The sequence below is a fragment of the Pseudarthrobacter sp. NamE2 genome (assembly GCF_005796205.1).
Lineage (GTDB): Bacteria > Actinomycetota > Actinomycetes > Actinomycetales > Micrococcaceae > Arthrobacter.
This window is the reverse complement of record NZ_VAHN01000001.1, coordinates 19,377-39,931: the sequence shown is the minus strand read 5'-3', so window position 1 is coordinate 39,931 and position 20,555 is coordinate 19,377. Positions and strand designations below refer to the sequence as shown.

The following is a 20,555-nucleotide window of genomic DNA, read 5'->3' as shown; positions in this document are numbered from 1 at the left end:
GCGAGGCGGCGAGTCAGACCAGAACCAGGTCGTCAACATGAACAACTTCGCGGTCGTAGCCGCTGCCCAGTTCCTCCCCCAGGTCCCGGGTGGAACGGCCCAGCATCCGGGGCAGCTCCTCGGAGGAATAGTTCACCAGGCCGCGGGCAACGACGGTGCCGTCGGCACTCGCAATCTCGACGGCGTCGCCCGCTTCGAAATCGCCCCGCACCGCCGAGATACCGGCCGGCAGCAGGGACGTGCGGTGGTGCCGCACGGCGCGGACGGCGCCGTCGTCCAGCACCAGCCGGCCCTGGACGGAGGCGACGTGCGCGAGCCAAAGGAGCCGGACAGGCTTGCGGGCGCCGTTGACAGTGAACCAAGTGCCCACGTCCTCCCCGTTCAGCGCGGCGGCCGCGTTGGAAGTGGAAGTCACCACCGCATGGATGCCTGAACCTGCCGCCATGCCCGCGGCTTCCACCTTGGTGAGCATCCCGCCGGTGCCAACCCCGGCCTTGCCGGCCTTGCCGATGGTGACGCCGTCAAGATCGTGCGCGCCCGTTACCAGGGGAATCCGTTTGGCGCCAAGGGAAGGCGGGCCGTCATAGAGGGAGTCGACGTCGGACAGCAGCACCAGCGCGTCCGCGCGCACCAGGTGCGCCACCAGGGCCGCAAGCCGGTCGTTGTCTCCGAACCGGATCTCGTGCGTTGCCACGGTGTCGTTCTCGTTGACAACCGGAACCACCCCGAGGCTCAGTAGCCGGTCCATGGCGCGCAGGGCGTTGGTGTGCTGGCTGCGGCGCATCAGGTCCTCGGCGGTCAGCAGCACCTGGCTCACCGTCACGCCGTGGGCGCCGAAGGCCTGGGTGTACCTGGCCATGAGCAGCCCCTGCCCCACGCTCGCCGCAGCCTGCTGGGTGGCAAGGTCGCGGGGCCGCTTGGCCAGGCCCAGCGGCGCCAGTCCGGCTGCAATGGCGCCTGAGGACACCAGGATAATCTCCGTGCCCGTGTTCCGCTTGGCGGCCAGGGCGTCGGCGAGGGCGGTAAGTGATTCCTCCGAGATGCCGCCCTTGATGCTGGTCAGGGACGACGAACCGACCTTGACCACCACCCGGCGGGCATTGGCGAGCACGCTTCTGTCCACCGGACCGGCCAGCGGTTCCGCTGCGGCGGTCCTAGAAGTCATCGTCCCCGTCCAGTCCGCTTTCATTGACGGGTCCTGCAGCACGCCGTCCGCTCACGGACTCCGTCCAGATGCCGGCTTTCCGCTCTGCTTCGAGCTCGGCGCGGGCGGCGGCCTTCGCATCGCGCCGTTCCTGCTGTTCCTCGCGCTTCTGGCTGCGGGTGGGCCGGTCACCGATGTCGGCGAACCGGATGTCCGTGCCGCGCGGGGAACCGAGCAGTTCCGCGCCCGCCATCATGGTGGGCTCCCAGTCGAAGACCACGCCGTCATCCCCGCCGATCACAACAGTGTCTCCGGGCTTGGCGCCGAGCTTGAACAATTCGGTTTCGACGCCAAGCTTGGCCAGGCGGTCGGCGAGGTAGCCAATGGCTTCCTCATTGGTGAAGTCGGTCTGCTTGACCCAGCGCTCAGGCTTCTCACCAAGGACGCGGAACAGCGGCTCCAGGTTCTTCTCCTCGCGGCGGATCTTGAACCCGCTCTCGTTGACGGCGCGCGGCCGCAGCACAGCGGGCTTGACCTTGGGCGGCGCTGCGGCCACTGCCTCACGTGCCGCCTTGACGATTTCCGCCATGGCGAAGCCCAGCTGGCGCAGGCCTTCGTGGCTGGTGGCGGACACTTCGAACACCCGGTATCCGCGGGACTCGAGTTCGGGGCGGACAAACTCCGCCATGTCCTTGCCGTCGGGCAGATCCACCTTGTTCAGCGCCACCAGGCGGGGGCGGTGGTTCAGCGGGACCACGTCGCCGTCCTGCCCGGCGTAGCTCATGTCGACGGCGTACTTTTCCAGCTCGGCCTCGATGATGGCGAGGTCCGAGAGGGGGTCGCGGTCAGATTCGAGGGTTCCGCAGTCCAGGACGTGGACCAGGGCAGCGCACCGCTCAACGTGCCGGAGGAAGTGGTGGCCGAGCCCCTTGCCTTCGCTGGCGCCCTCGATGAGCCCCGGCACATCGGCGATGGTGAAGCGGACGTCCCCGGCCTGGACCACGCCCAGGTTGGGAACAAGCGTGGTGAACGGATAATCGGCGATCTTCGGGCGGGCCGCGGACATCGCGGCGATGAGGCTCGACTTGCCGGCGGAGGGGAAACCCACCAGCGCAATGTCCGCGATGGACTTCAGCTCCAGGACGATGTCCTGGGACTCGCCTTCAATGCCCAGGAGGGCAAACCCGGGCGCACGGCGTTTCTGGGACGACAGGGCAGCGTTGCCCAGCCCGCCAATGCCGCCGGCAGCCGCGACAAACTCGGCACCTTCACCCACAAGGTCGGCCAGGACCGTGCCGTCCTTGGACTTGACCACGGTGCCCTCCGGCACCGGCAGGATCAGGTCCTCGCCGTTTTTGCCGCCACGCCAGTCGCCCATGCCGGGGCCGCCATTGCTCGCGTGCCGGTGCGGTGAGTGGTGGTAGTCGAGGAGGGTGGTGGTCTGGTGGTCCACGCGGAGCACCACATTGCCGCCGTTGCCGCCGTTGCCGCCGTCGGGGCCGCCGAGCGGCTTGAACTTCTCCCGGTGTACCGAGACGCACCCGTGGCCGCCGTTACCGCCGGATACATGCAGTACTACCCGGTCTACAAAGCTGGCCACGTATATCTCCTCAGTGCTGTTTCACCGGCGCCGCGGGACGCCACAACGATTGTAATGCGGTTAAAAGAACAGTGGAGCGGGCCGCCTGGCCCGCTCCACCGCTTCAGAACTGGTTGTTACTCTGCAGCTGCAGCAGCAACGATGTTGACGACGCGACGACCGCGGCGGGTACCGAATTCAACGGCTCCCGGGGTCAGTGCGAACAGGGTGTCGTCGCCACCGCGGCCGACGCCTGCGCCCGGGTGGAAGTGGGTGCCGCGCTGGCGGACGATGATTTCGCCGGCGGAAACTACCTGGCCGCCGAAGCGCTTGACGCCGAGGTACTGCGGGTTGGAGTCACGACCGTTGCGAGTGGAGCTCGCGCCCTTTTTATGTGCCATCTCAAATGCCTGCCTTCAAATTCTGTGGAGCTGTTGAAAAACCTGGACAGTAACCGCTGGGGTCAGCTGATGCCGGTGATCTTGACCTTGGTCAGTTCCTGGCGGTGACCCTGGCGCTTCTTGTAACCGGTCTTGTTCTTGAACTTCTGGATGACAACCTTGGGACCGCGGAGGTCCTGGAGGATCTCAGCCGTGACGGTCACCTTGGCCAGGTCGGCGGCGGCGGAGGTGACCTTGTCACCGTCTACCAGGAGCAGTGCAGGCAGCTCGATGGTGCTGCCGGCGCCACCGGCGACGCGGTTGAGGGTAACGAAGTCTCCGACGGAAACCTTCTCTTGGCGGCCGCCTGCGCGGACAATCGCGTACACCACTTGGGGACTCACTTCTCTCGACGTTTCTAACAAAATTTGCGTGCGGAACAAGCACATAACTGGCTGGTTTCTCGCTGTGCCTCAACGCCGTGGGGTCATAACCCAAGTGTTGGCGTAAGCACCGAAGAACTAGACTACGCTAATTCCGTCTTCGGCCGCAAATGAGGCTGGCTCCGGCGCGTCGCTTGTGGTAGGAACCACAGCAACCCGTGGCGGGACCGCGCCTTTCCATTTTACAGACGGCGCAGTCCCGGCGGCTCAGGCGTAAAGCCTCGGCGCGTCAAAGAACTCCACTTCCAGGCGGCAGGACTGCCTGAAGGCGGTCACCATCCCCGCCCGTTCCTGCCCGGAGGCGTTGCGGCCGGCTTCGTCGACGATCGCGATGGCCTTGCGGGTCGCTTCGGCAAAATCTTCATCGGCGTAGGTCCGGAGCCAGTCCGCGTAGGGGTGTCCGGCCGGTTCCCCCGCGGCAACGAACTGCGCATGGAGCGTCTTTCCCACTTCGGCGTAGAGCCAGAAGCAGGGCAGGACGGCCGCGGCCAGCACCGCGTAGCTGCCCGACGCCGATGCGGCGGTGAGGTGGTCAACGTACGCCTTGGTGACGGGGCCAAGTTCAGGCCGGACCGGCCGCTTGCTCAGCCAGGAGCGGTGGAGTTCGGATTCCACCTCAAGGCACTGCTGGGCCGAGCGGGCCCAGAACAGCTGCTCCGCCTCGGTTGGGGCAAGGGCACTTGCGCGGGCCAGGACGCGTGAGTAGCCGTTGAGATAGATTGCGTCCTGCGCCAGGTAATAGGCGAACTCTTTTTCCGGCAGGCTGCCGGACGCCAGTCCGCGGATGAAATCCAGGGCGTAGATGGCCTCGAGGTCCGGGTCGGTTGCGGCGCGGAGCTGCTGGGCAAACTCTCCCGCCAGCGGAACCGGCCGCAGGTGGTGGAAGTGGTGGACAGGACCGTTGCCCGATCCCACCTCCAGGCGCTCCGCCGTTTGAAGTGCTCCGGCCAGCCAGGGTTTGACCGCACGCAGGGTGGCCTCCCAGTCGCCCAGCCGCGCCTGGACGGTAGCCATTGCCGACGACAGGGAGCACCCGGTGCCATGGCTGTTGCGGGTTGCCACCCGCTCCCCCGGCACCTCCACAACGTCTTGGCCCAGCAGGCCGCCAGTATTGACCAGCGCATCCGGGCATTCGGCACCGGCCAGGTGGCCGCCCTTGACCAGGACGGTGGCGCCGGTAGCGGCAGCCAGTTGCCTGCCCTGCGCCAGCGCCCCCTCCCAGGTTCCCTGCGGCTCTGCGCCCACGAGCATGGCCAACTCGGCGAGGTTGGGGGTGATGAGGTGGGCGAGCGGCAGCAGCCCGCGAAGCGCCTCTTCTGCGGATTCCTCGAGCAGCCTGTCACCGCTGGTTGCCACCATGACCGGGTCCAGGACCACGACGGCGGGACGCACCTTCTCGAGCCATTCCCGGACCGTGCCGATAACGCCGGCGTCTCCCAGCATGCCGATCTTGACGGCGTCGATGGTGATGTCGTTGCTGATGGCGTGCAGCTGGCTGGCCAGGAACGGTGCCGGCGGGACATGGATCGCGGACACGCCCCGGGTGTTTTGCGCTGTCAGGGCGGTGATGGCGGCCATGCCGTACCCGCCGTGCGCGGCGATGCTTTTGAGATCGGCCTGGATCCCGGCGCCGCCGGACGGATCGGACCCGGCGATGGACAGGACGCGGGGCACGTCACGGCCGGTTCCGGGGTGGCTGCCGGTGGGCTGGAGGGTTTGTGCGGGCATAACAAGTGTCGAGGACAATGGACATCCCTTCGCCGGTACTAACCGGACAGGTTCAACGGGTCTGGATCTCAGCCGGCCCTTCGCGCGGCACCCCGTGTCGGTTCCCCAGCCTAGCCGTTTTGCTTCCCCGGCCTAAATGGTGACGCGGCGGCTTGCGTACGGGGACTGGAAACCGCGTTTAACGACGAATGCCCGGTACTGCGGCGTGTGTGGCAGTACCGGGCATCCGGAAAAGGCGGCTAGAGCTCGGAGGCCGGAACCCCTACGCCCAGGATGATGGGCTCGTCGACGGGTCTGGCGTCGGACGTCCTGCCGGCTTCAGCCGGTTCGGGAGCCTTCGCTGCATGCGAGTGCCCCGCAGTGGCGGCGGGGACGCTCTCGTGCTGCTGGACGGTGGTCTCGTTGGCAGCGCCCTGGGCACGGCTGGCGCTCCGGTTGCGCCGCGGCCGCCGCTGGCGCGGCTGGTCCGCCGTGTAGTCCTGCCAGTCCTTTTCAGCTGCTGCGGGGGCCTGCTGTGGTGCAACCTCTGCCTGCCCGGCTTCGTCCCGGCCGGCTGCCTGCTCTTGCATGCCGGCCCCGGCCGCAGCGCTCCCGGCAGGTTCCGGTTCAACTTGCGCCGGTTCGCCCAAATGCGCGAAAGCCTCCGCGAGCCGGTCGAGGGTGAGGGCAGGCTTGGGCTGCGGTTCCTGCGCGTGCTCCACGAACGGCAGGACAACTTTTTCGCCGCCGAAGGTCAGGACAGCCGCGGGACGGGCCGGTGCGCCGCCGTCGTTCTTGTCCGCAGCCTCCGGCGCCGGCGGCTGGACGGACTGTGCCTGCTTGGCCGCAGCAACCTCGTCGTCGTGCAGGTGCGCTGCGTGGGCCGCGGCAGCGATGTTGGCGAGGGCGAGGCGGGCGGCCTCGGCCTTGGCGTGCCGCTCGGCGTCCGACGGATCCGGGTGGACTGTGTGGACGTGGACTGCCGCGGGCGCAACGTCGGCCTGCTGCCCGCCGCGTCCGCGCCGCCGCTTGCGGTCCGGCCGGCCGCCGGGCTGGCTGCTGTCGGCCCGCTGGCCCTCATAACGGTGGTTTTCCCCGCGCGCCTCGGGCCGGTTGTCGGAACGCTGCACGTGGTGTTCGGCGGCCACGATGTTGGCACGGCGGTGTTCCACGGGGTCGTCGTGGGTCACCATGCCGCGCCCGCCGCATGCTTCGCACTGCTCACCGAAGACTTCCAGGAGTCCGGTACCCATGCGCTTGCGCGTCATCTGGACCAGGCCAAGCGAGGTGACTTCGGCAACCTGGTGCTTGGTGCGGTCGCGGCCAAGGCATTCCACCAGGCGGCGCAGGACCAGGTCCCGGTTGGATTCCAGCACCATGTCGATGAAGTCGATGACGATGATGCCGCCGATATCGCGGAGGCGGAGCTGGCGCACCACTTCCTCAGCGGCTTCGAGGTTGTTCTTGGTGACGGTTTCCTCGAGGTTGCCGCCGCTGCCGGTGAACTTGCCGGTATTGACGTCCACCACTGTCATGGCCTCGGTGCGGTCGATCACCAGGGAACCGCCGGAGGGCAGGAAGACCTTGCGTTCCAAGGCCTTGTGGATCTGCTCGTCAATGCGCCAGGCAGCGAAGATGTCCTGGTCCGAAGTCCACTTCTCGAGGCGTCCCACCAGGTCCGGTGCCACGTAGGTGACGTAGGCCTCAATGGTGTCCCACGCCTCTTCGCCGGAGACGATCAGCTTGGAAAAGTCCTCGTTGAAGACGTCGCGGACCACCTTGATGGTGAGGTCCGGCTCGCCGTACAGCAGTTCGGGGGCGAGGACCTTGGTGGACGTGGACTGGCTCTCGATGCCCTCCCACTGCGCCCGCAGCCGGTTGATATCGTGCGTCAGCTCTTCCTCGGAGGCACCTTCAGCAGCCGTGCGCACGATGACGCCGGCCTGCTCCGGCAGGCGGTCCTTGAGGATGCGCTTGAGCCGGTTGCGCTCGACGTCCGGCAGCTTGCGCGAGATGCCCGTCATGGAGCCGCCGGGGACGTACACAAGGTAGCGCCCTGGCAGCGAGATCTGGCTGGTCAGCCGCGCGCCCTTGTGGCCGACGGGGTCCTTTGTCACCTGGACCAGGACGGTGTCGCCGGACTTGAGGGCGTTTTCAATCCGGCGCTGCTTGCCCTCGAGGTTGACGGCTTCCCAGTTCACTTCGCCCGCATACAGGACGGCGTTACGGCCGCGTCCGATGTCGACGAAGGCCGCCTCCATGGAGGGCAGCACATTCTGGACCTTGCCCAGGTAGACGTTGCCGATGAGCGAGTCCTGCTGGGTCTTGGACACGAAGTGCTCAGCGAGGACCCCGTCCTCCAGCACCGCGATCTGGATTCTGTCGTCGCGCTGCCGGACGATCATCTGGCGGTCCACCGACTCGCGGCGGGCCAGGAACTCGGCCTCGGTGATTACGGTACGGCGGCGGCCGGTGTCCCGCGATTCACGGCGGCGCTGCTTTTTCGCTTCGAGCCGGGTGGAGCCCTTGACGCTGGCCACGCGGTTGCTGGCGGCCTGTTCGCCCACGGTGCGGGGCGCGCGGACACGGGTCACAGTGTTGGGGGGATCGTCCTCCCCGCCGCCGGTGAGCTCCAGGTCCTGGTCGCCGCGGCGGCGGCGACGGCGGCGGCGGGAGGTGACGCCCTCTTCCAGGAGCGCGGCCTGTCCGCCTTCGGTGTCCGGTTCTTCGCCGTCCTCGCTGTCCGCAGCGGCTTCCGCGTCCTTCTCGTCCAGCCGGCTGCGTCCGCGGCGTCCACGGCTCCGGCGCCTGCGGCGGCCGGACGAATCGTCAGCGTCGTCGGCTTCATCGTCCTCTTCTTCGACCGCCGGCACGGCCGGACGGACAACGGTGCTGAGGTCCGGCGCCTGGAACAGCACAGAGGTGGGGGAAGCCGGCTCCATGAAGAGGGATGCGAAGGGGCTGTGTGCGGCGGCGGGAGTACCGGCGTCTTCGCCTGCTTCTTCCGTGGCAGCTACGGCGGGGACGGGTTCAGCGGGGGTTCCGGCAGGATCGTCCGACGGCGATCCGCCGGCTTCAGCTTCCACGCGCGCCTCCGGCTCCGGGGCTGCCGGCTCCTGCGGTTCATGTTCCTGGACTTCGGCCTGCGGAACTATGGCTTCCGGAACTACAGCTTCCGGAGCTTCGGCTGCGGGTGCCACAGCCTCCTCCGCGGGTGCGGACGTCTTGCGGGTGGCCACCCGACGGCGGCGGACGGGTTTGGCCTCGGGCTCCGGCTCAGGGGCGGCAGCCGGAGCAGCCGTGGTTTCGGCGCCGGAACCGGCCTGGACGGCGGCCTCGTCTGCGAAGGCAGGAAGGGGCCCGGCCGCTTCCACTTTCTTCCGCGCACGGCTCCGCTGTGCCGGAGCCGTGGCGGCCGCGGCCTCCACGTTCTCAGCAGTGGCCTCATCAGCCGGAACGTTCGCTTCCAGCTGAGGGCCGGCGTCGTCCACGGATGCAACCACCTTCCGCCGCGTCCGCGGAGCCTTCTTCGGTGCCGGGGCGGCTTCCGGGGCCGCCGCATCCTCGTTAACGGCCGGATCGTGTTCGTTGTCCATATGCAGCTACACTCCTGCCCCTGACGTGCCGCCACATCCGGCACCCATTGGGGCACATATTGCCAAAACCCGCAGGCGTTGACAGAAGTCAAGTGGATACTCCCAGGTTCGCACCGGCGTTGGGGTGCGGCAGCCCATGGGAGCCGGGGGGATGTTCTGAAAACCCGTTGTTCTACATGCCACAACCAGGTGCCGCCCAATGGAGTTGCGGGAGGCATCCGTAGCCTGCCCTGCTCAGCATTGGCGGTCTTGGGAACAAGCCACCGGACCGGAGTCCGGATGTGGACCGGCTTCCAGCCACGTTTATTCTCTCATACCCGGACTAAATCGCGGCGGAGGCGGGCGGCAACTGTCCTGTAGCTGGGGATGCCTCCCAGCATCCGGCGTTACAATCGGGCAAGGAGCACCTGACGAAAAGGACGCCACACCAATGCCCAGCATCTCCTCCAGCGGTACGCATGCCCCGGACCGGACCAGCGACGAGTCCGACAGCCCCGCAACCGTACCGGCCATAACCCGCAGCCGCCCCTTCGGGTGGCTGCTCGTGATCACCGGTGCCGTCGGCTGGCTGGCGTCCGGAACCCTGGTCCTGGAGAAACTGGCGATGCTCCAGGATCCCAACCACACCACGGTGTGCGACGTGAATCCCTGGATCTCCTGCGGCGACGTCATGAAGACCTGGCAGAGCTCGCTGTTCGGCTTTCCCAACATGTTCATCGGGATTGTGGCGTTCGCCGTGGTCATCACGGTGGGCATGGCGCTGCTGGCCGGGGCCACGTTCACCCGGTGGTTCTGGGTGGGCCTGCAGACCGGCGTCACGCTCGGTTTCATCTTCGTGGCGTGGCTGTGGTCCCAGGCCCTGTACGACATCCACATCCTCTGCCCGTTCTGCATGATCGTCTGGGCGGCCATGATTCCCCTGTTCGTGTGGGTGACCATCCGGAACATCACTGCGGGAATAATAGCGGTCCCCTCCGGTGCCGCCCGCGTTCTCGGCGAGTCCGGCTGGATCATCGTGGCACTGCTCTACGTTGCAGTCATCGCCAGCATCTTCTTCGCCTTCATCCAGGTGTTTGCAGGCACGTCGGGGTTCTAGGAGCCCCCTCCCCCGCCTGCTAGAACCAGATCTTGATCTCGCGCTCGGCGGAGTGGGTGGAGTCGGAGCCGTGGACCAGGTTCTGCTGGACCTTCAGGCCCCAGTCCCTGCCGAAGTCACCGCGGATGGTGCCCGGCGCCGCCGTCGTGGGATCGGTGGTGCCTGCGAGCGATCGGAAGCCTTCGATGACCCGGTCGCCTTCCACGATGGCCGCCACAACCGGGCCGCTGAGCATGAACTCCACCAGGGGCTCGTAGAAGGGCTTGCCCGCGTGCTCCTCGTAATGCTGTTCCAGCAGTTCGCGGGAGGCTTCCACCTTCTTCAGTTCGGCCAGGGTGTATCCCTTGGCTTCGATCCGGGCCAGGATGGCGCCGGTGAGGTTACGGGCGACGCCGTCGGGCTTGATCAGGACGAGGGTGCGCTCAGTAGTCACAACTGCTCCAATGCGTTGGTGGGGTGTCGGGATAAGTCTACGGGGACTGGCTTGCGGGGACGCCCTAAGGCTGGGACTGGGCTCCGGGGCCGGCGTCCTGGTCCGGGTGCGCGGCCTCCCACTCAGCCTGCTCACGCTCGCGTTGGGCAGCCTCGCGGTCCAGCCGGATGCCGGAACGGATGCCATACCACCAGGCAAGCCCGAACAGGACGCCCACCAGGAACATCGCCGGTTCGAAGATGCCGGTCAGGAGCAGCACGACCTGAAGGATCCAGCCCAGGCCGATGCCCCACGGCCTGGTGAGGAACGCACACGCCACCACCATGACCACGCTGAAGCCAATGCCCACGCCGAGGATGATTTCCGGGGGAAATTCCCCGCGGCGCAGCCCGAACACGGTCAGGGTGGCGAAGAACATCACGAATGCTTCCAGGAGCAGCACCGTGGAGGCGAACATCACCTTGGTGGAGCGCCGCTTCTTCGGCATGCCGGGCCGCCACTCGCGCTGCGCCTTGGTCAGTCGGGCCATGTCCTACGCCTCCGTCTTGCCGAGCAGGATGCGAGCTTCTGCCACCAGCGTGATGGAACCGGTGACCAGCACTCCGCCGGCGAGGTCGTCGTTTGCTTCCGCCCGTTCGACGGCCCACTCCAGGGCGTCGTCGAGCTTCCCGGCGATGTGGACGTTGTCCTCGCCGAACCCGAGATCCACCGCCAGTTCGGCCAGTTCGGCGGCGGGAACGGCACGCGGCGAGTTGGACTGCGTGAAGCAGTACTCCTCCGCCACCCCGCCCAGGGATTCCTTGAGCTGGCGCAGGATCTCCTCTGCGTCTTTCTCCTTCAGCACGCCCACCACGGGGACCAGCCGGCTGAAGCTGAAGGCCTCCTGCAGGGCCGCGGCGGACGCTTGGATGCCGCCGGGGTTGTGGGCTGCGTCCACAATGATGGTGGGCGCGGTCCGGACCACTTCCAGCCGGCCGGGGGACGTTACCGCCGCGAAGCCCTCCTGAAGCACCTCGAAGTCGAGTTCCTTTTCGCCGCCGAAGAACGCCTCGAGGGCGGCAATGGCTACAGCGGCGTTCTGGGCCTGGTGGGCGCCGTGCAGCGGCACCAGGAGGTCCTGGTAGCGGCCGGCGATGCCCTGGATGGTGACCATCTGGCCGCCGACTGCCACGGTGCGGGACTCGACGCCGAACTCCACGCCTTCGAACCGGAAGGGGACGCCGACCTCTTTGGCCTTCTCCAGCAGGACCTGCGCGGCATCCAGTGGCTGGGCGGCGCTGACGAGGTAGCCGCCCGGCTTGATGATGCCGGCCTTTTCGTAAGCGATGTCCGCGGTGGTGTCACCGAGCAGGTCGGTGTGGTCCAGGGAGATGGGCGTGACGACGGATACCTGTCCGTCGCCGACGTTGGTGGCGTCGGTGATGCCGCCCAGGCCCACTTCGATGATGGCCACGTTGACCGGCTGGTCCGCGAAGATGGCGAAACCGAGGATGGTGAGGCATTCGAAGTAGGTCAGGCGCTGCTGTCCGTCCGCTTCCAGTTCCGCGTCCACAATCTGCAGGTAGGGGCGGATCTCGTCCCAGATCCGGACGAAGGTTTCGTCCGGCACCGGATGTCCGTCGATGCTGATCCGCTCGGTGACCTTTGACAGGTGCGGGCTGGTGTAGCGGCCGGTGCTGAGACCGTGGGCCCGCAGCACCGACTCGATCATGCGCGAGGTGGAGGTCTTGCCGTTGGTGCCGGTCACGTGGATGATCGGGAACGCCTTGTTGGGTTCGCCGAGCACGTCCATGGCTCGGAACAGCGGCGCCAGCCTGGGCTCCATCTTGTTCTCGGGCGCCCGTCCCAGCAGTTCTGCGTAGACGCTTTCCACGGAAAATTCGTCGGTCATCGCTCAGGCCTCCACTTTTTCTACGGCGACAGCCGGCTCGTCCACGTCGGCCGGTGCGGTGGCCAGGTCCACGGTCAGTGTTTCGCCCTTCACCAGGTCCGCGTTGGCCAGCAGGGCGTCAACGACGTCCTGCCGGGCAGTGACGGATGTCAGGATCCGGTCACTGACGTTGAGTCCGGCGTCCTTGCGCGCCTGCTGGATGGCGCGGACCATGTCGCGCGCCAGGCCTTCGGCCTCCAGCTCCGGCGTGACCTCGGTGTTGAGGACCACGAAACCGCCTCCGGGGAGGACTGCCACGGAGGCCGAGCCGGCGTCGGACTCCGCCACGACGGTTTCCAGGTTGTACTCCTGCGGTTCCAGCTGCAGGCCGCCGGCGGTGACCACTCCGGCCTCGTCCACGGACCAGTCGCCGGACTTGGAGCCCTTGATGGCAGCCTGCACATTCTTGCCCAGGCGGGGACCGGCGGCGCGGGCGTTTACCACCAGCTTCTGCTGGATGCCGAACTCCTCCGGAGCGGCAGTGGCGGCATCAAGGAGACGCACGGAACGGAGGTTGAGCTCGTCGGCGACGACGGCGGCGAAACCTTCCAGCGCATCAGCACCGGGTGCCACCACGGTGAGTTCCTGCAGGGGCAGGCGGACGCGCAGGTTGGCTGCCTTGCGGAGGGAGGAGCCGGTGGAGCAGATCTGCTGGACGCGGTCCATTGCCTGGACGAGGTCCGGGTTGGCAAGGAACAGGTCCGCGTCCGGCCAGTCGGCCAGGTGCACGGAGCGGCCGCCGGTGAGTCCGCGCCAGATCTCCTCGGTTACGAGCGGAAGCAGCGATGCGGCGGCCCGGGACACCGTCTCGAGCGCGGTGAACAGCGCGTCGAAGGCGTCCTGGTCCTCGTCGAAGAACCGCTGGCGGCTGCGGCGGACGTACCAGTTGGTGAGCATGTCCAGGTAGCTGCGCAGCGCATCGCAGGCACCGGAGATGTCGTATTCGTCCAGGCGCCCGGTCATCTTCCGGACCAGGTCGCCGGTGTTGGCCAGGAGGTACTGGTCCAGGGTGTCCTGGTACCCGTCGTAGCGCAGCTGCGCGTCATAGCCCTCGCCGCCATTTGCCGCGTTGGTGTAGAGCGTGAAGAAGCTGTACACGTTCCACAGCGGCAGGATGACTTGCCGGACGCCGTCGCGGATGCCCTGCTCGGTGACGATCAGGTTGCCGCCGCGCAGGATGGGGCTGGACATCAGGAACCAGCGCATGGCGTCCGACCCGTCGCGGTCCAGCACTTCGGACACGTCCGGGTAGTTGCGCAGGCTCTTGGACATTTTCTGCCCGTCGGAGCCGAGCACGATGCCGTGGCTGATCACGTTCCGGAATGCAGGCCGGTCGAACAGGGCCGTCGAGAGGATGTGCAGCATGTAGAACCAGCCGCGGGTCTGCCCGATGTATTCGACGATGAAGTCTGCAGGGTTGTGGGTGTCGAACCAGGCTTCGTTCTGGAACGGGTAGTGCACCTGGCCATACGGCATGGAGCCGGAGTCGAACCAAACGTCCAGGACGTCCTCCACGCGGCGCATGACGGACTGGCCCTCTTCGGGGGTGCGGGGATCGTCCGGGTTGGGCCGGGTGAGGTCGTCGATGAACGGCCGGTGCAGGTCCACTTCGCCGTCCTTGTTCCGCGGCAGCCGGCCGAAGTCGGCTTCAATCGCGGCGAGCGATCCGTACACGTCGGTGCGCGGGTATTCGGGGTCGCTGGACTGCCAGACCGGGATGGGGCTGCCCCAGTAGCGGTTGCGGCTGATGGACCAGTCGCGGGCGTTTTCCAGCCATTTTCCGAACTGGCCGTCCTTGACGTTGCCGGGGATCCAGTTGATCTCCTGGTTCAGTTCGGACATCCGGTCCTTGAACTTGGTGACCTCCACGTACCAGGAGGAGACGGCGCGGTAGATCAGCGGGTTGCGGCACCGCCAGCAGTGCGGGTAGCTGTGCTCGTAGCTGGCCTGCTTGACCAGGCGGCCCTGGGCACGCAGTACCTGGGTGATGGGCTTGTTGGCCTCGAAGACCTGCAACCCCACAATGTCGTGGAGGTCGCCGTGCTTGAACAGGGGCAGGAACTTTGCGCCCTCATCTACGGAAAGGATGACGGGGATCCCGGCCTCTTCACAGACCTTCTGGTCGTCTTCGCCGTAGGCGGGTGCCTGGTGCACGATGCCGGTGCCGTCTGTGGTGGTGACGTACTCGGCAGCCAGGATCCGCCAGGCGTTTTCCATGCCGTACTTTTCGTTGTCGGCGAAGTCCTGCCACAGCGGCCGGTAGGCCAGGCCTTCCAGCTCCGCGCCGGTGTGCGTGGACACGACGGCGGCCTGGGCGTCTTCGAAGCTGTCGTAGCCGAGGTCCTTGGCGTACGCACCCACCAGGTCGGCCGCCAGCAGGAAGCTTCCGGTGACGGGGGCGTCGGCGGAAGCTGCCTTGATGCCGTTGGGTCCGGCCGGAAGGACGGCGTAGGTGATGGAAGGCCCGACGGCGAGCGCGGCGTTGGTGGGCAGCGTCCAGGGCGTGGTGGTCCAGGCGAGCGCCTGGACGCCGTCGAGCTGCCGGGACAGCTCCGAATCCCCTGCCGTGATGGGGAACGTGACAGTGACGGTCTGGTCCTGGCGGTTCTTGTAGACGTCGTCATCCATGCGGAGCTCATGGTTGGACAGCGGCGTCTCGTCCTTCCAGCAGTAGGGCAGGACGCGGTAGCCGTTGTAGGTCAGGCCCTTTTCGTGCAGCTGCTTGAATGCCCAGAGGACCGACTCCATGTACTCCACGTTGAGCGTCTTGTAGTCGTTGTCGAAGTCCACCCAGCGGGCCTGGCGGGTGACGTAGCTGCGCCATTCGTCGGCGTACTTCATCACCGATGCCCGGCAGGCGTCGTTGAACTTGTCGATGCCCATGGCCTCGATCTGGGTTTTGTCCGTCATGCCAAGCTGCTTCATGGCCTCCAGCTCAGCGGGCAGGCCGTGCGTGTCCCAGCCGAAGCGGCGTTCGACGCGCTTGCCGCGCTGGGTCTGGTACCGGCCCACCAGGTCCTTGGCATACCCGGTGAGCAAGTGGCCGTAGTGCGGGAGTCCGTTGGCGAAGGGCGGGCCGTCGTAGAACACGAACTCGTTGCTTCCGGGTTCGCCGCCGGGGGTGTCGGCGCTGCGCTGGTCGATGCTGGCCTGGAACGTGCCGTCCTGGTCCCAGTACTTCAGGATGCGCTCTTCGATCTCCGGGAACTTCACGGAGGCGGACACACCGCTGGAGTTGGTGCCGTTGCTGGAGGCTGAGGCCTTGGGGTAATACGTCATTCTCTTGACATCCTGGGTTGGCGTGGCGAACCGCCGGCGGCTGCCGGCTGTTCGATACAGGATGCGAGGACGGCTCCCGTGCTGTCCGCCGGACTGCACGCTTACCGCGGTACCACCTCACTTACCGCCGCTGCCCATTCCGGGAACCGGCCGCGACGGCCGCTCATTACTGCTGTGACGGGCTTACCCGTCCGGTTCTACTGGCGCGGAAGGCCAGGTACAGGTTTTCCGCGTGTTCTTCCGGAAGCTCACCGGTGATTGCCGGGTCTTAGCCGGTTTCGAGTCTACTATCGATCGGCCGAAGGTTTCCATTCAGCCCGGTTCGGTTCCGCCCGCCCGGTCCTAGAATCGGAGGCATGAATGCCGAAGGGCCGAAACCGGTGTTCCGCCGGCTGGCGGGCCTGGCCGCTGCTCCCGTGGCCGGGGTCGCTGTGGTGCGCGCTGTGCCTGCCGACTGGCCCGTCCTGGCAGTGCAGCTGCTGGCCTTTGTTCCCTGGTTTACAGTGCCTGCGGCCGTGGCTTTCGGCCTTGCGCTGGCCTCCCGCAGCAGGCCGCTGCAACTGGTGACCGCGGTGTTGTTGGCCGTCCAGGTGTTGTGGCTGTTTCCGCCGCCAACAGCGGGGTATGCAGCGGCCCACGCCGGCCCACCCTCCGTTCAGGTAAAGGCAATGGCGATCAATGCCGAGCTGGGCGAGGCTGACGCTGAGGGCATCGTTGACCTGGTCCGGGAACAGGGCGTGGAGCTGCTCACGGTTGAGGAGTACACCCAGGAACTGGCAGACAGGCTGGCCGACGCCGGTCTGCCGGCCATCCTTCCCTATCAGGTAGCGCACCCACGCGGCAGGGCTGCCGGCGCGGCCGTCTATTCCTCGTTTCCGCTGGTGGACGCGGGAGTGGTGCCCGGCACCCGCTTCACCATGCCTGTTGTCCGTGTGGCTTTGGGTCCGGCCGGGAACGGCGCGGACCTGCAGGTGGTGGCCGTGCACACCCTCGCGCCGGTGGGTGACGGCCTGGGGCAGTGGCGCAGCGATTTCGCGGCGCTGGGCCGGGCTGATCCGGGCTCCGGGCCGCTGCTGCTGGCCGGCGACTTCAACGCAACGCTGGACCACCGGGAGTTCCGGACGCTGCTGGCCGGAGGGTATGGGGGCCGGCCGCTGGTGGACGTAGCCGCGGCGGCGGGGAGCCGGCTGGTCCCCACCTGGCCGATGCGCGGCTACCACCTTCCCGGCGTCACGTTGGACCACCTGGTGACCAGCCAGGACATCAGGGGCTCAAGCTACTCGGTCCACCGGTTGCCGGGCACTGACCACGCGGCCGTGGCGGCTGCCCTTGAAATCCACGTGGGCTAGTACAGCTCGCCGTCAGCTTTTCCTGATCAGTTTGTGGTTGGCTGCCTGCGCCACCGGCCGGATGACTATCTGGTCCAGGTTGACGTGGTGGGGTGCGCTGACGGCATAGCGGACCACGTCGGCGACGTCCGCGGCGGTGAGCGGCTTTTCCACGCCCTGGTAGACCTTGTCCGCCGCCTCCCGGTTCCCAAGCCGGTTCAACGCGAATTCCTCGGTATGGACCAGCCCCGGCGCCACCTCGATAACGCGGATGTTGTTCTCGGCTTCCTCGAGCCGGAGCGCGCCCGTCATGGCATGCTGGGCGAACTTTGCGGCGTTGTAGCCCCCGCCGCCTTCGTACGCCGCGATGGCCGCCGTCGAGGTCAGGTTAAGCACCGTGCCTTTCCCGGTGGCGCGCAGCATGGGCAGGAAAGCGCGGGTAAGTTTCATGGTGCCCAGCACATTGACGCGGTACATCCATTCCCAGTCCTCCGTGCTGGCCGCGCTGACCGGGTCGGCGCCCCTGGCGCCGCCGGCAATGTTGATGAGGGTGTCCACGCCCCCGGCTTCGGTGACGTGCGCCAGGAGCCGGGACACGTCGTCGTCCTCCGCGACGTCCGCCGGGAGGGCAACGGCGCCCGTCCCGGCCGCCAGGGCCTCCAGCCTGTCCGCCCGGCGCGCCACGGCGTACACCGTCCACCCTTCAGAACGCAGGGCACGCACGGTCGCTTCACCGATGCCGCTGCTCGCGCCCGTCACCAGAGCTGCCTTGTTATGCACGTCCTCAGTCATGGCACCACCCTAGCCGGGTGCGCCTGCGTGCTGCTGCTCCCCCGCGCGTTCCGCGGGAGGCAGCGGAACATGAAAGAATTGCCCAATGGCTGAAGACACGCAGGGTACAGACACGCCCACCACCGCCCCCATTAACGTCCCGGACAAGCCGGCTTTGGAAGGGCTGGAAGCCGCCCTCACGCAGCGCTGGCTGGCCGAAGGCACGTACAAGTTCAACCCCGACACCACGCGGGAGCAGGTCTACTCGATCGACACTCCCCCGCCCACCGCATCGGGTTCCCTGCATGTGGGGCACATGTTCTCCTACACCCAGACCGATGTCCTGGCCCGCTACCAGCGCATGACGGGCAAGAACGTTTTCTACCCCATGGGCTGGGATGACAACGGCCTGCCCACCGAGCGCAGGGTCCAGAACTTCTACGGTGTCCGCTGCGATCCCGCCATCCCGTACAACCCCGACTACCGGCCGCCGGCACAGCCTGCCAAGAACCAGCGGGACTTTGACGTGGTCTCGCGCCGGAACTTCATCGAACTGTGTGAAGAGCTCGCGGTCGAGGACGAGAAGGTTTTCGAAAACCTCTTCCAAACGCTGGGCCTGTCCGTCGACTGGCAGCTGACCTACCGCACTATCGACGACAACTCCCGTGCCGCATCCCAGCGGGCGTTCCTGGCCAACCTGGCCGCCGGCGACGCCTACATGGCCGAGGCCCCCACCCTGTGGGATGTCACGTTCCGGACTGCCGTGGCCCAGGCTGAACTGGAAGACCGCGAGGTGCCAGGCGCCTACTACCGGTACCCCTTCTTAACCGGGGACGGGGAGAAGATCTACATCGAGACCACCCGGCCCGAACTCCTGGCGGCCTGCGCCGCTCTAGTGGCGAACCCCGACGACGAACGGTACCAGCCGCTGTTCGGCAAAAAGGTCACGTCCCCGGTTTTCGGCGTCGAGGTTGAGGTCAAGGCCCACCCGCTGGCCAAGGCGGACAAGGGTTCCGGCATTGCCATGGTCTGCACGTTCGGCGACCTCACGGACGTCACCTGGTGGCGTGAACTTCAGCTGCCCACCCGCGCCATCGTCGGCCGCGACGGCCGGATCGTCAGCGACACTCCGGAATGGATCACCACCGAAGCGGGCCGCGAGGCCTTCGCGAAAATCGCCGGCAAAACCGTCTTCAGCGCCAAGGAAGGCGTCGTGGAGCTCCTGGCTGACGCGGACCTGCTCGACGGCGAGCCGAAGAAGATCATGCACCCGGTGAACTTCTACGAAAAGGGCGACAAGCCGCTCGAAGTGGTCACCTCGCGCCAGTGGTACATCCGCAACGGCGGACGCGACGAGGACCGCCGGGAACGGCTTATTTCGCGCGGCCACGAGATTGACTTCCACCCGCCCTTCATGCGTTCCCGCTATGAGAACTGGATTTCGGGGCTGAACGGGGACTGGCTGGTCTCGCGGCAGCGGTTCTTCGGCGTGCCCATTCCCGTCTGGTACCCCCTGGATGCGGACGGAAACCCGAACTACGACGCCCCCATTGTCCCCTCCGACGAGCAGCTGCCCGTTGATCCCATGGCCGATGCCGCCCCGGGGTACGAGGAGTCGCAGCGCGATGTGCCGGGTGGCTTCACCGGTGACGCGGACATCTTCGACACCTGGGCGACCTCTTCGCTGACGCCGCAGATCGTGGGCGGCTGGAGCCGCGATGAGGACCTGTTCGCCAAGGTATACCCGTTCGACCTGCGTCCGCAGGGCCACGACATCATCCGGACCTGGCTGTTCTCCTCCGTGGTACGCGCTGACGCCCTGCAGAAGAACGCACCGTGGAAGCATGCGGCCATCTCCGGCTGGATTCTGGACCCGGACCGCAAGAAGATGTCCAAGTCCAAGGGCAACGTGGTGGTCCCCACCGACGTCCTGGACGAGTACGGATCGGACGCCGTGCGCTACTGGGCCGCGTCCGCCAGGCTCGGCGCGGACACCGCCTACGAAATCGCCCAGATGAAGATCGGTCGGCGCCTGGCCATTAAGCTGCTCAACGCTTCCAAGTTCGTCCTCAACCTGGGCGCCACGGAAGAGTCGGTGCTGCGCACAGACCTGTCGGCGCTCACCAATCCCCTGGACCGCGCCGTGCTTGCACAGCTGGCGGACGTGGTGCGGGAAGCCACCAGGGCCTTCGACAACTACGACTACGCACGTGCGCTGCAGCTCACCGAAAGCTTCTTCTGGCAGTTCACGGACGACTACGTGGAGCTCATCAAGGACCGGGCCTACGGCGGGGCCGGTGATGCCGAGCGGGCCTCGGTCCTGGCGGCCCTGGCCACCACGCTGGACACCCTGCTGCGGCTCTTCGCACCGTTCCTGCCCTTCGCTACCGAGGAAGTCTGGCGCTGGTGGCGCAACGGCTCCGTGCACCGGGCGGAATGGCCTGCTGCGCTGGAGGTACCCGGCGGCGACAGCACCATGCTGGCGACCGTGGGCATTGCGCTCAGCGGGGTCCGCAAGGCAAAGTCCGAGGCCAAGGTGAAGCAGCGTACGGAGGTGCTGTCCGCAACCATCACGGCTCCGGAAGCTCTCATCGGGCAGCTCCGGGCCGGGCTGTCCGACCTGCGGGCCGCGTCCAACGCCCGGGACATCACCCTGGTGGCCGGCAACGGCGAACTGGCGGTCAGCGACGTGGACCTGGCGGTGACGGACGAGCCTGCAAAGGCATAGGAACCGCGGGCCCTGTTTCAGGGCAAAGGGGAAGCCCCATCAGCGTTTTGCCGTTGGTGGGGCTTCGACTTTTCGGCCATCTGGTGACGCTCTTGATGGTCTGGCAGGATCCTTGGACTTTCAGGTCTTCCTACGTCGTCA

At 66.9% G+C, this 20,555-nt stretch carries 14 protein-coding genes and 1 riboswitch; of the genes, 3 read left to right on the top strand and 11 right to left on the bottom strand.

The annotated features are described in order from the left end of the window. Nucleotides 1–13: 13 nt before the first annotated feature. The 6 genes from proB to FDW83_RS00155 all read right to left on the bottom strand — a co-directional run bounded on the left by proB (nt 14) and on the right by FDW83_RS00155 (nt 8,849). Nucleotides 14–1,165, bottom strand: coding sequence for a glutamate 5-kinase (proB, locus tag FDW83_RS00180; protein WP_138135621.1), 1,152 nt, complete (start codon nt 1,163–1,165; stop codon nt 14–16). Then, a complete protein-coding gene (gene obgE / locus FDW83_RS00175) occupies nt 1,155–2,744 on the bottom strand; it encodes a GTPase ObgE (RefSeq protein ID WP_138135620.1) in 1,590 nt (529 codons plus the stop codon). Before obgE ends, proB begins: the two co-directional genes overlap by 11 nt. Nucleotides 2,745–2,860: 116 nt before the next feature. Beyond that, nucleotides 2,861–3,124 carry a 50S ribosomal protein L27 gene (gene rpmA, locus FDW83_RS00170; RefSeq protein ID WP_138135619.1) on the bottom strand — a complete coding sequence of 88 codons (264 nt, stop codon included), beginning with the start codon at nt 3,122–3,124 and terminating at the stop codon, nt 2,861–2,863. A 62-nt stretch (nt 3,125–3,186) separates the two neighbouring features. Continuing rightward, on the bottom strand, nt 3,187–3,495 hold the full coding sequence (rplU, locus tag FDW83_RS00165) for a 50S ribosomal protein L21 (protein WP_138136076.1): 309 nt from the start codon (nt 3,493–3,495) through the stop codon (nt 3,187–3,189). A 258-nt stretch (nt 3,496–3,753) separates the two neighbouring features. Next, the gene (thiD, locus tag FDW83_RS00160) at nt 3,754–5,274 is read right to left on the bottom strand and encodes a bifunctional hydroxymethylpyrimidine kinase/phosphomethylpyrimidine kinase (protein ID WP_138135618.1); all 1,521 of its coding nucleotides are present in this window, start codon (nt 5,272–5,274) and stop codon (nt 3,754–3,756) included. 7 nt (nt 5,275–5,281) lie between these two features. Next, a riboswitch (TPP riboswitch) is annotated at nt 5,282–5,379 on the bottom strand. A 134-nt stretch (nt 5,380–5,513) separates the two neighbouring features. Then, nucleotides 5,514–8,849 (bottom strand): Rne/Rng family ribonuclease, encoded by a 3,336-nt coding sequence (locus FDW83_RS00155; protein ID WP_138135617.1) that lies wholly within the window; start codon nt 8,847–8,849, stop codon nt 5,514–5,516. Between the two features lie 430 nt (nt 8,850–9,279). Here FDW83_RS00155 and FDW83_RS00150 point away from each other — a divergent pair, with 430 nt between their 5' ends. Continuing rightward, the gene (locus FDW83_RS00150; protein WP_138135616.1) at nt 9,280–9,945 is read left to right on the top strand and encodes a vitamin K epoxide reductase family protein; all 666 of its coding nucleotides are present in this window, start codon (nt 9,280–9,282) and stop codon (nt 9,943–9,945) included. A gap of 19 nt (nt 9,946–9,964) precedes the next feature. Here FDW83_RS00150 and ndk read toward each other — a convergent pair whose 3' ends face one another. The 4 genes from ndk to ileS form a co-directional block, all read right to left on the bottom strand. Continuing rightward, entirely contained in the window at nt 9,965–10,378 is a 414-nt protein-coding gene (gene ndk, locus FDW83_RS00145) for a nucleoside-diphosphate kinase (protein ID WP_138135615.1), read from the bottom strand. Between the two features lie 64 nt (nt 10,379–10,442). Continuing rightward, on the bottom strand, nt 10,443–10,907 hold the full coding sequence (locus FDW83_RS00140) for a DUF4233 domain-containing protein (protein ID WP_138135614.1): 465 nt from the start codon (nt 10,905–10,907) through the stop codon (nt 10,443–10,445). 3 nt (nt 10,908–10,910) lie between these two features. Then, the gene (locus FDW83_RS00135; protein ID WP_138135613.1) at nt 10,911–12,269 is read right to left on the bottom strand and encodes a folylpolyglutamate synthase/dihydrofolate synthase family protein; all 1,359 of its coding nucleotides are present in this window, start codon (nt 12,267–12,269) and stop codon (nt 10,911–10,913) included. Between the two features lie 3 nt (nt 12,270–12,272). Further along, on the bottom strand, nt 12,273–15,587 hold the full coding sequence (gene ileS, locus FDW83_RS00130) for an isoleucine--tRNA ligase (RefSeq protein ID WP_138135612.1): 3,315 nt from the start codon (nt 15,585–15,587) through the stop codon (nt 12,273–12,275). Nucleotides 15,588–15,943: 356 nt separating this feature from the next. Between ileS and FDW83_RS00125 the strand changes: the two genes are divergently transcribed. Then, the gene (locus tag FDW83_RS00125; RefSeq protein WP_171027393.1) at nt 15,944–16,936 is read left to right on the top strand and encodes an endonuclease/exonuclease/phosphatase family protein; all 993 of its coding nucleotides are present in this window, start codon (nt 15,944–15,946) and stop codon (nt 16,934–16,936) included. A gap of 12 nt (nt 16,937–16,948) precedes the next feature. Here FDW83_RS00125 and FDW83_RS00120 read toward each other — a convergent pair whose 3' ends face one another. Further along, complete coding sequence (locus tag FDW83_RS00120; protein WP_138135611.1) at nt 16,949–17,707, bottom strand: SDR family oxidoreductase; 759 nt, start codon at nt 17,705–17,707, stop codon at nt 16,949–16,951. Between the two features lie 85 nt (nt 17,708–17,792). On the opposite strand from FDW83_RS00120, the gene valS reads away from it, so the two are divergent. Then, nucleotides 17,793–20,414 carry a valine--tRNA ligase gene (valS, locus tag FDW83_RS00115; protein WP_138135610.1) on the top strand — a complete coding sequence of 874 codons (2,622 nt, stop codon included), beginning with the start codon at nt 17,793–17,795 and terminating at the stop codon, nt 20,412–20,414. Nucleotides 20,415–20,555 lie beyond the last annotated feature (141 nt).